Annotated in this window: 13 protein-coding genes; 8 read left to right on the forward strand and 5 right to left on the reverse strand. The window is 40.1% G+C overall.

The features are described 5' to 3' along the window. The 5 genes from E7Z79_RS08030 to E7Z79_RS08050 all read right to left on the reverse strand — a co-directional run. Positions 1-392, reverse strand: a 392-nt coding sequence (locus E7Z79_RS08030) for a TIGR00295 family protein (protein WP_303739440.1), incomplete at its 3' end; no start/stop codon positions are given. 2 nt (positions 393-394) lie between these two features. Beyond that, a complete protein-coding gene (gene tfe, locus E7Z79_RS08035) occupies positions 395-913 on the reverse strand; it encodes a transcription factor E (RefSeq protein ID WP_303739441.1) in 519 nt (172 codons plus the stop codon). An 82-nt stretch (positions 914-995) separates the two neighbouring features. Further along, on the reverse strand, positions 996-2195 hold the full coding sequence (locus tag E7Z79_RS08040) for a DegT/DnrJ/EryC1/StrS aminotransferase family protein (protein ID WP_303739442.1): 1200 nt from the start codon (positions 2193-2195) through the stop codon (positions 996-998). Positions 2196-2198: 3 nt separating this feature from the next. After that, positions 2199-4040, reverse strand: a complete 1842-nt coding sequence (locus E7Z79_RS08045; protein WP_303739443.1) for a nucleoside-diphosphate sugar epimerase/dehydratase — start codon at positions 4038-4040, stop codon at positions 2199-2201. Positions 4041-4177: 137 nt separating this feature from the next. Beyond that, a complete protein-coding gene (locus tag E7Z79_RS08050; RefSeq protein ID WP_303739444.1) occupies positions 4178-5041 on the reverse strand; it encodes a coenzyme F420-0:L-glutamate ligase in 864 nt (287 codons plus the stop codon). Positions 5042-5120: 79 nt separating this feature from the next. Between E7Z79_RS08050 and E7Z79_RS08055 the strand changes: the two genes are divergently transcribed. The 8 genes from E7Z79_RS08055 to E7Z79_RS08090 form a co-directional block, all read left to right on the forward strand. Next, the gene (locus E7Z79_RS08055; protein ID WP_303739445.1) at positions 5121-5696 is read left to right on the forward strand and encodes a pyruvate kinase alpha/beta domain-containing protein; all 576 of its coding nucleotides are present in this window, start codon (positions 5121-5123) and stop codon (positions 5694-5696) included. 123 nt (positions 5697-5819) lie between these two features. Then, a complete protein-coding gene (gene ftsZ, locus E7Z79_RS08060; RefSeq protein ID WP_303739446.1) occupies positions 5820-6956 on the forward strand; it encodes a cell division protein FtsZ in 1137 nt (378 codons plus the stop codon). 110 nt (positions 6957-7066) lie between these two features. Then, positions 7067-7246 (forward strand): protein translocase SEC61 complex subunit gamma, encoded by a 180-nt coding sequence (locus E7Z79_RS08065; protein ID WP_303739447.1) that lies wholly within the window; start codon positions 7067-7069, stop codon positions 7244-7246. Positions 7247-7480: 234 nt separating this feature from the next. After that, complete coding sequence (locus E7Z79_RS08070; RefSeq protein WP_292605964.1) at positions 7481-7951, forward strand: transcription elongation factor Spt5; 471 nt, start codon at positions 7481-7483, stop codon at positions 7949-7951. Next, on the forward strand, positions 7951-8433 hold the full coding sequence (locus E7Z79_RS08075) for a 50S ribosomal protein L11 (RefSeq protein WP_303739448.1): 483 nt from the start codon (positions 7951-7953) through the stop codon (positions 8431-8433). The genes E7Z79_RS08070 and E7Z79_RS08075 overlap by 1 nt, the downstream gene beginning before the upstream one ends. A gap of 180 nt (positions 8434-8613) precedes the next feature. After that, positions 8614-9252 (forward strand): 50S ribosomal protein L1, encoded by a 639-nt coding sequence (locus tag E7Z79_RS08080; protein ID WP_303739451.1) that lies wholly within the window; start codon positions 8614-8616, stop codon positions 9250-9252. Then, positions 9252-10262, forward strand: a complete 1011-nt coding sequence (locus E7Z79_RS08085; RefSeq protein WP_303739449.1) for a 50S ribosomal protein L10 — start codon at positions 9252-9254, stop codon at positions 10260-10262. The genes E7Z79_RS08080 and E7Z79_RS08085 overlap by 1 nt, the downstream gene beginning before the upstream one ends. 60 nt (positions 10263-10322) lie before the next feature. Continuing rightward, positions 10323-10526 (forward strand): 50S ribosomal protein L12 (locus tag E7Z79_RS08090; protein WP_303739450.1); only part of this gene is annotated, 204 nt, incomplete at its 3' end.

Consider the following 10526-nt stretch of genomic DNA (forward strand, 5'->3'; position numbering starts at 1 on the left):
AAATCAATGTCAACTTCTTTGGTGCCGCTTATCAGATTGTCCGCATGTGCAACAATCTTCTCCTCAAGTGTCTGGGGAACATAGGACTTTTCGGGAAGTCCGAGTTTCACGGCCTCTTCGGCGGTGATTCCGGCACCGATATGTCTTTCAATAATATTCAGCACATCATCGGGATATCCGTATGTTTTGGCGATTTCAACTCCCGCAATTGCATGGGTTATCCCATGGGTTCTGGATCTTCCGATATCATGCAATAATGCGCCTTTACGTATCAAATCTTCATCTACATTATCAAAATTAGCGGCTATTTTCATAGCTTTTTCATAAACGGCCTTGCAATGCTCGATAACATTTTCGGGAGTGTTCTCCTTTTCAAGTAATTCAATTTCCATTTTTATCTGTTCTTTTCACTGAAGGATTTAAAATTACTTTCAACCATTTTGATATCTTCTTTGATTTGTTTAATGGTATCTGCATTGTCCTGGAATTCAAGCTCCTCTCCGCATGCAGGGCATAGGAATTCATAGTCTGAAGCGTCATCAAAGTCAAGTCTCACATGGCCCTGAGGGCATATGAAGAACATGTTGTTCTCTTCACTTTCCAGCTCATCATTAAGCATTTTCAGATAGTCTTCTGAATCCTTGATGATACGGTTGATGACCTCTTCTTTTTCGAATTTCCAGGTATATGTGAACCATTGGGTTTCAGGGTCTTTACTTCTTTTATAACTAGCTAATCCTAAATCGTAAAGTTTATAAAGAATTTTTCTAACGATATTTAATTTTATTCCGGTTTTATTGGCAATTTCTTCATCGGTTTCGACACCGTCGATTAATGATTGAACAATAGGTAAATTGCTTTCGTCTTCAACAACATTGATTAATAAGGTCTTTACTAATGGATCATCTAACATTTAATTTCCCCTATGAGTTCTTTAAAATAAAATTTATAAATTATTAGTATTTTTGTTTTTTTTGTTATAAAAATTTATCTTTTTAATAATCCTCTAGGATTTCCAGCAGGTTTCTGCAGATGTAGTCGACTTCCTCATCGCTTAGAGTTGAATATATCGGAAGGCTTATCTCGTTTTCAAACAGATGATATGCGTTAGGATAGTCCTTTATGTCAAACCCTAAGTTCTTATAGGCAGTCAGTAATGGAAGCGGCTTGTAATGAACATTGGTACTTATTCCGGCTTCCTCCATCTTTATGATAATCTCATTTCTCTCTTCCAGGGTGATGTCCCTGAGCCTTGCCAGATACAGGTGGCCTGAAGATGTGTGGTTTTCGCCGGTGTGTTCCGGCATGATGACTCTTGTGCCCCTGAAGTGCTCCTCGTACCTTTTCACGATTTCATGCCTTCTGGCTAAAAGTGAATCGTATCTCTTAAGCTGGCCAAGGCCGATTCCTGCCTGAACGTCAGTCATGTTGCACTTGTAGGCCGGAATGAGAATGTCATATTCCCATGATCCCTTTTGGGTCTTTTCCAGTGCGTCCTTGGTCTGGCCGTGAAGTGAATATATCTGATAATCCTTATAGACCTTTTCGCTGTCGACGCCGTCATGTGCCTTCCAGGTTACCGCACCCCCTTCGGCGGTGGTCAGGTTCTTGACCGCATGGAATGAAAAGCAGGTGAAATCTGCCAGGGTTCCGGATTTCTTGCCGTTCTGGATTGCTCCGAAACCATGAGCTGAGTCGGCCACAACGATGATCCTGTTGAACGCTTCCTGAATCTCGTTGGATGGAGTGAATAAATCTTTTTTAGCTTCAATGACTTCGAATATCCTGTCATAGTCACATAATATTCCTGCAATGTCGACCGGTATGATTGCCTTTGTCTTCTCGGTTATCGCTTCAGCCATTTTGGAATAGTCCATCTCTTCCCTGTCCTCCTGGCTGTCGACCATTACAGGTGTCGCCCCCACATGGCAGATTACGCTGCATGATGCGGTGTATGTGTATGCAGGCACAATTACCTCATCGCCCTTTCCGATGCCAAGGACTCTCAAGGTCATCTCCAAGGCGGTTGTGGCCGCACTTAGGCAAACGGTTTTTTCGCTTCCGCAGTATTCTGTAATCTGTCGTTCAAATTCCTTTGTTTTAGGTCCTGTTGTAATCCAGCCTGACTTGAGTGCTGCTATTACTTCCTCTATTTCTACATCTGTAATGTCCGGGGGTGAAAAAGGTATATTCATAGTTTATTCTCCATTAACTTCATCGGGTTCCCTGTATGTAGGGACGCATATTTTCATTGTCTCTTTAATCTCCTCTTTTGAGGTGTTTTCATCGTTCAGGATTTCCCTGAACATGTCAAGCTTATCTTCAACGTCATCCATTGTCATGTCCATCGGCTCTGTGATGAATATCTTCTCATGCTTGGTTGACTCGAGGTTTTCCTCATCCATAAGCAGCTCTTCGTAAAGCTTTTCTCCAGGCCTCATTCCTGTGATTTCAATCTCCATGTCCTCTCCGAGGGTGTATCCTGAAAGTTCGATAAGGCTCTTTGCAAGGTCATAGATTTTCACCGGCTCGCCCATGTCTAGAACAAATATCTCCCCTCCTTCGGCATAGGTGATTGCCTGGAGAACCAGGGCCACGGCCTCAGGTATTGTCATGAAGAATCTGGTAATTTCCTTATGGGTTACGGTCAGCGGTCCTCCATGGGCCAGCTGCTTTTTGAACAGTGGCACAACTGATCCGTTGCTTCCAAGAACGTTTCCGAAACGGACCGCCACATATTCGGTATCGCTCTGCTTGTCTTTTGCCTGAATAATCATTTCGCATAATCTTTTGGTGGCGCCCATTATGTTTGTCGGGTTGACCGCCTTGTCTGTGGAAATCAGGATAAAGCGTTTGACATTGTACTCATCTGAGCAGTTCACGAGATTATATGTTCCGAATACGTTGTTCTTAATTGCTTCTGTCGGATTGTTCTCCATCAAAGGCACATGCTTGTGTGCCGCTGCGTGAAATACGATTTCAGGTTTGTATTTCTCAAATATTGCATCCAGCCTTTCCTTTTCACGGATGTTTGCAACAATCGCGCGAATGTCATTGTTCGGATGATTGGTCTTCAGCTCCAGCTCAATGTCATAGAGGCTGTTTTCATAGTTGTCAAGCAGAAGCAATTGTTTCGGGTTGTGAATCATGATCTGTCTTGTAAGCTCTGAGCCGATTGACCCTCCGGCACCGGTCACGAGAACGACATGCTCCTGAATCAGGTTCTTGATGTTCTGGTTGTCAAGCTCGACAGGGTCCCTTCCGAGAAGGTCCTCGATTCCCACATCTCTCAGGCTGTGATAGAGATTCTCTTCACTAATGAGTTCTGTGAGGCCTGGAAGGACCTTTACCTTGGCGTTGGTTTTGCCGCATATTTCAAGGATTTCCTTTTTGTTCTTGTTGTCGATGTTGACTATTGAAAAGAAGATTTCGTCGACTTCGTTGGATTCACAGATCTTTATGATGTCGTTTCTGTCTCCGATGATTCTCACGCCTGCAACGGAGTATCCTATGCGCTTCTTGTTGTCGTCGACGATTCCGACGATTTCATACTGTCCTCTCATTGTGGACTTGATTGTCTTGATTATGTTGTTGGCGGAATATCCTCCTCCGATTATCAAAAGCCTTTTCTTGTTTTCGGGGGTCTGTCTGTTTCCCCTGTGCGCAGCATCTGACAGGAGGACATAACGGAGGATGAGACGGTAGGAAACCATGATTATTCCAATGACCAGGCCGACAAGCAGGTTAAGCTTGATTGAAGGATTCTTCATTTTCAAAAACAGGTGTTCAATCCCTGACACGATAAGTGAGGACATCAGTGAAAGCACAATGTAGAGCAGGTAATCCTGACTGTTTTCATAACGGATGATGTGTGTATATCTTTTTGATAACCTGAATATTATCTGAAAAACAATTATTGCAATGACGATGCTTATCAGAATTTCATTTCTGGTCACGACGCTTGTAGGACGCATCATAAACGAATCGGTAATAAGCACTGATACGAGATAATAGCCCAGAACGATTGAAACGCAATCCATGATGGGCAATAAGTAATTTCTATATTTAGCGATACTGTCTACATTCACAAAACTCAAATCCGTTATAGTTTATATTAATTTAATATTTATGTAAACCGATTAATATAAAACTTTCTTACCCCACCGTTTTTGCGAAATCATTTAATCTTTCTGATGATGACTGCCGGCGTGTGGACGATGGAATCGAGGTCTTCGATTGTAACCTCATCGATTTCAGAGCCCAGGACTTCCTTGACGCTATGTATGGTTTTCATTTCGGTGGAAAGTGATTTCTGATAGTCCTCGGCGATGTTGGCTATTTTGAGTCCGGTTTCAACATCAATGTCCTCGCTGCAGCCCAATGGTGTTGACCCCATGTTCTCGGACAGCTGCCCCTTCACGTATCCGAAAAATCCGTTGTCGGCATCGATTCCGTCTATGGCTATCGGAAGGCCTGTGAAATATTTCCCGTTTTTCATGTAGGTTGCGTCGGTATCGATGATCATCACGCAGACGTCCTTTCCGATTTCCCTTTTGATGTCGCATGCCACCTTTTCGGGATTTTCGGGAAGAAGGGAAACGAAAGTTCCAGGTGCATTGCTCAAATCTATTCCCGCTTCGGAGGCAGGCTTGAGCGCATGCTTGAGGCCATACAACTGAAGGACCACTTCCTTGTGGGCTTCGGTTTCCTTCGGAAGCTTCCTCAGGTTCTTGATGGTTCTCTTTTTTATTCCAAGGACCGGCCCGAAAACATAGCCCCACAGGTACTTGCTCCACACGACTGTGAGGAACTTTGCGGTCAGGGATGGTGTGTATTTGGATTCGTCGACAAGACGGTTCTGTGAGACTGAAATTGGAGTTTCTGCAATGACCAGATAATCATTGTCCTCCATCAATTCCCTTGCAGGTTGGATTATTGAATCCAGGTTGTCATTCGGTTTGATATAACCGGTTTCAATAGGAATTACGATGTAATCTCCATTTATCACATGTTTTATATTTTCGAGTTCGTCGGTTTGCATAAAAATCTTTATTAAAAATTGATATTAAATATATAATATGATAGAGTTTTAAATAATTATCTATTCAAGAGGTATAAATATGGAAAGAAAATTTATCACATATTTCGAAGAGCAAGGAAACGACTATACAGACGACCTGATTAGTGCGGTTAAGGACAAACTTGAATCTTCCGGCGACATAAAAAGAATTCTGATAGCTTCATCAACCGGAGAGTCAGCAATGAAATTGTATGGCGCTCTTGAAGATGAGGATGTTGAAATCATAAACGTAACTCATCACATGGGATTTAAGGAAGACAATGTTGCAGACATTTCCGATGAAATGATCAAAAAGCTTGAGGATGTTGGAATCAAAACATATATCGGAGCTCATGCATTCAGCGGAGCTGCAAGAGGAGTTACAAACAAGTATGGCGGATTTTCACCATTGGACGTCGTTGCAGATACATTGAGGATGTTCTCCCACGGTATCAAGGTTTCCGCTGAAATTTCAATCATGGCCGCTGATGCCGGATTGGTGCCTGTCGGCGAAAAGATCATCGCAATCGGCGGAAGAGGCAAAGGTGTGGACACTGCAGTTATCCTGACACCTGTAAATGCCAAAAACCTGTTCGACATGAAGTTTCATGAGATTATTGCAATGCCGAAAGATTAAACATTTTCCAGATTTTAGGAAAATTTTTTTCATATTTATATAATGATGAGTTGCATTTAAATATAAGTAAAAATAGAAATATTTAACAATTATTTAAAATAGCAGAGTATGTGGGGTTAAGTTGTGAAATTTATAGATGATGCAATCAAAGAATCCGAAGAAAGAATGGAAGAAAATACACCTGAAAATTTCTCTTCAGACATCGATGAAGAGCTTATAGGAATAATGCAAGGTGTTAAAACTAATATATTTGTTGTTGGTGCCGGAGGCGCAGGAAACAACACCATCTCAAGATTAAATGAAATGGGTATCGAAGGAGCAACAACAATTGCAGTAAATACTGATGCTCAAGATTTATTTTACAGTCAATCAGCTAAAAAAATCCTTTTAGGAAGACAAACCTCCAAAGGATTAGGTGCAGGTGGAGAGCCATCTGTAGGTGAAGAATGCGCTGAAGAAAGTGAAGATGAAATCAGAAACGAACTGGAAGGCGCAGACATGGTATTTGTCACCTGCGGTCTTGGTGGAGGAACCGGAACCGGTTCAGCACCAATCATTGCAAAGATCGCTAAAAAATTAGGTGCATTGACCGTTGCTGTAGCTACCTTGCCATTTTCTGCTGAAGGTATCAAAAGAAGAGAAAATGCAGACCAAGGTCTGGAAAAACTTCAGGAAGCTGCTGATACTGTTATCATAATTCCTAATGACAAATTACTGGAAGTTGCACCAAACCTGCCTTTAAACAAGGCATTCATGGTATCCGATGAAATATTGGGAAGAGCAGTTAAAGGTATCACAGAACTCATTACCAAGAAAGGTCTTGTAAGTCTGGACTTTGCTGATATCAGAAGCATTATGAGCGGTTCCGGAATGGCTATGATTGGTATGGGTGAATCCGATTCTGGCGACAGAGCTTTAGAATCCGTACACGAAGCATTAAGCAGCCCGTTACTGGACATTGATATTTCAAATGCTACCGGTGCTTTGGTCAACATATCAGGTAGTTCTGATTTAACATTACACGAAGCCGAAAAAATCGTTCAGGTTGTTGCTGACAAGCTCGATCCTGAGGCAAACATCATTTGGGGTACTCAAATCGATGAAAGTCTCCAAAATATTGTCAGGACCACTGTGGTCGTTTCAGGCATCAAATCCAATTACTCTTCAAAAGACACACCAGATATTGAATATGTCGATGAAGAACCTGAATCCGACACAGCTAATGACCAGTTAGACGATTTTATTGATGGAATTTTCTAATTCTATCTTCTTTTATTTTTGTAAAAATACAAAGCTTTATTAATGGATAAATCATATAGTATTTATTACTATATTTTTATGATTATAAATTTTTTAATTTGGGTATTCAAATGAATGTACAGGAAGATTTTAACAAGTTTATTAAAGACGCAAAAAGAGTATTAAAAGTATCAAGGAAACCTGATGGTAACGAATATCTTGATTTGGCCAAGATTTCAGCTCTTGGAGTTGTTGTCGTAGGCGGTATCGGTTACCTTATCGTCTGTTTAGGTTACTTGATTGGTTTGTAAAACCAATCCCCCTTTATTTTTTTGATCCTTTATTTTTTTGTTGCATATTTTTTCTCGAAAAATATCGTTTTTTTGAAAACTTTTATATACTATTAGTTACCATATTTATTACTATTATAGAAATCTTATTTTTCAGACATTACTTTTCTGAAAATTAATGGCTTTTATAATATTTTTTAACTTAATGTATGATTTTATTAACAAGTAAAAATTTAAAAAATAGGTGAATTTTTGATGGAAGATACTAACAGTTCCATATATGCTCTTAAGACCTCAGCCGGTCAAGAAAGAAATGTTGCAAGGCTTCTAGCCCGTAAAGCCAGAACTATTGATGGCATAGGCATTTCATCAATTCTTGTTCCGGAATCTTTAAAGGGATATATTTTGGTTGAATCCTCAACAAAAATAGATCTCAGAAACCCTGACTTGAAGGTACAGCATTTAAGAGGGGTTGTCGAAGGTAGTGTTGGAATTACCTTCGAGGAAGTCAAAAGATTCTTAAAGCCAGAACCTATTATTTCCTCTATACAAAAAGGAAGTATCGTTGAACTTATTTCTGGTCCGTTTAAGGGTGAAAGAGCAAAAGTGGTTCGTATTGATGAATCACGTGAAGAAGTCGTTCTTGAGTTAATAGAAGCGGCAGTACCTATCCCGGTTACTGTTAAAGCTGATCAAATTAGAATAATTCAAAAGGAGGCTGACTGATGGCTAAAGATACAGTCGAAGTTCTTATCGAAGGTGGAACCGCTACTCCAGGGCCACCATTAGGACCTGCTTTAGGACCTCTCGGTATTAACATGATGCAAGTCGTTGAAGAAATCAACAAAAAAAGTGCTGACTTTGCAGGAATGAAAGTGCCTGTAATCATCAGCGTTGATAGAGACACCAAAGAATTCGAAATCGAAATTGGTACTCCTCCAACAACTGCACTTATCATGGAAGAATTAGGCATCGAAAAAGCTTCTCACGAACCAGGTTTAGACATCATCAATGATGTCCCTATCGAAACCGCTTTGAAAATCGCTAGAATGAAATTCGATTCATTACTTTCAAACGATTACAAAGCAGGTGTCAAAGAAGTTATGGGAACCTGTGTAAGTATGGGATTATCTGTTGATGGTAAAGACCCAAGAGAAGCACAAAAAGATGTTGATGCTGGAGTATACGACGATATTTTAAACGAATAGATGTCGTATTTTAAAATTTAAATTAAGTTAATAAATACAGTGTATATGATGTTATAAGTTAATTATAATTGATATACTGTTTTTAATTCATGCAATCGTTTAAGAATTTTTTTCTTGTAATCGATCTCATGAAACCGAAAAAAATCCAATGAACAGAAAATGTTCATGGGGGATGAATTAATGACACAAGATGTAGTAAACGCGGTGAAGGAGGCTAAAGAACAATCAAAGCCGAGAAACTTCACTGAGTCCGTAGATGTTATCATTAACATCCGTGACTTAGATGTCAAAAAGCCAGAAAATAGGTTTAATGAGGAAGTTACTCTTCCTAACGGCCGTGGCAAAGATGTTAAAATCGGAGTCATAGCTGATGGGGAACTCATTGTTCAAGCTAAAGATGCTGGTCTTGACGTTGTAATCAACAAACCGGATTTAGAAGAGTTTGGAAAAGACAGGAAAGCTGCCAAAAAAATGGCTAACTCCGTTGATTTCCTTATAGCTCAAGCTGATATGATGCCACTCGTCGGTAGATTCCTCGGTCCTGTATTAGGTCCTCGTGGAAAAATGCCAAAACCTGTGCCTGCAAGTATCAAACTGGATCCTCTTTTAGAAAGATTACAAAGTACTGTCAAAGTTGGCGTAAAAACACAAGCTAGTATTCAGGTTGTTGTTGGAAGCCAAGACATGTCAGACGAGGATATAGCTGAAAATGTGGAAACTGTTCTTACAGTCTTGGACCGCAATTTAGAAAAAGGAAGAAGTCAAATAAAGTCCATGTTTATTAAAACAACTATGGGACCAGTAGTGAGGGTGATCTAATGGCTCATGTTGCTGAATGGAAAAAGGAAGAAGTTAAAGAGCTAAAAGGTATAATCGATGAATACGATGTTATCGGTATTGTCGACTTGGTAAACATTCCTGCAAAACAGCTTCAAGAAATGAGAAAATCTCTCAGAGGCAAAGCTGTACTCAGGATGGCTAAGAAAAACCTTATTGATTTAGCTTTTGAAGATTGCAATGCTGAAAAAACCAACATTGTCGATTTATCTGAACATATGGATGGTCAAGTTGCACTTATCGCAACCGAAATGAATCCTTTCAAACTTTACAAAATATTGGAAGACAGCAAAACTTCAGCTCCTGCTAAACCGGGAACTATTGCACCTGAAGATATTATTGTACCTGAAGGGGACACCGGATTTGAACCAGGTCCATTTTTAGGTGAATTGCAACAAGTAGGAATTCCTGCAAAAATCGACAAAGGAAAAATATGCGTTCAAAAGGAAACCGTTGTAGTCGCAGCTGGTGAAGAAGTATCTAAACAAGTTGCAGCAACCTTATCAAGAATGGATATTAATCCGATGGAAGTAGGAATTGATTTAAAAGCAGTATACGAAGAAGGGTCTGTTTACACTTCTGATCTACTCGCAATCGATGAAGAAAAAACACTAGCTGACGTACAAAATGCATTCAGAAATGCATTCAACTTATCTGTAAACGCAGCTATTCCTACTGAGGAAACTATTTCCACTATTATTACTCTCGCATACACCAGAGCAATCAATGTCGGTGTACAAGCAGCAATTATGACCTCTGAAACTTCAGAACCAATCATTGGTTTAGCACAAGCTAAAATGTTAGCTTTAGCATCCGAAGTTGCTGACGCACCTGGTGCTATCGATGACGAATTAGCTGAAAAACTTTCCAGTGTTGCTGTAGCAGCAGCTCCAGCAGTCGAAGAGGAAGTTGTCGAAGAAGAAGAGGAAGAAGAGGAAGAAGAAGATAGTGAAGAAACAGCAGCAGCTGGGTTAGGAGCTCTGTTTGGTTAAACTTAAAATTTTATATTATTATAAAAAACTAACACTTTAAATTAAACTAATGGTGATAACATGGAATATATATATGCGGCAATGATTTTGCACAGTGCAGAAAAAGATATTAACGAAGAAAATGTTAAAAGTATTATTGAAGCAGCAGGAATTGAAGCTGATGATGCTAGAATCAAAGCTTTAATCGCAGCTTTAGAAGATGTTGACATCGACGAAGCTATGGAAACTACTGCTATGGCAGCAGCAGCACCTGCAGCTGCACCT

This window comes from Methanobrevibacter thaueri, assembly GCF_015062905.1.
Lineage (GTDB): Archaea > Methanobacteriota > Methanobacteria > Methanobacteriales > Methanobacteriaceae > Methanocatella > Methanocatella thaueri_A.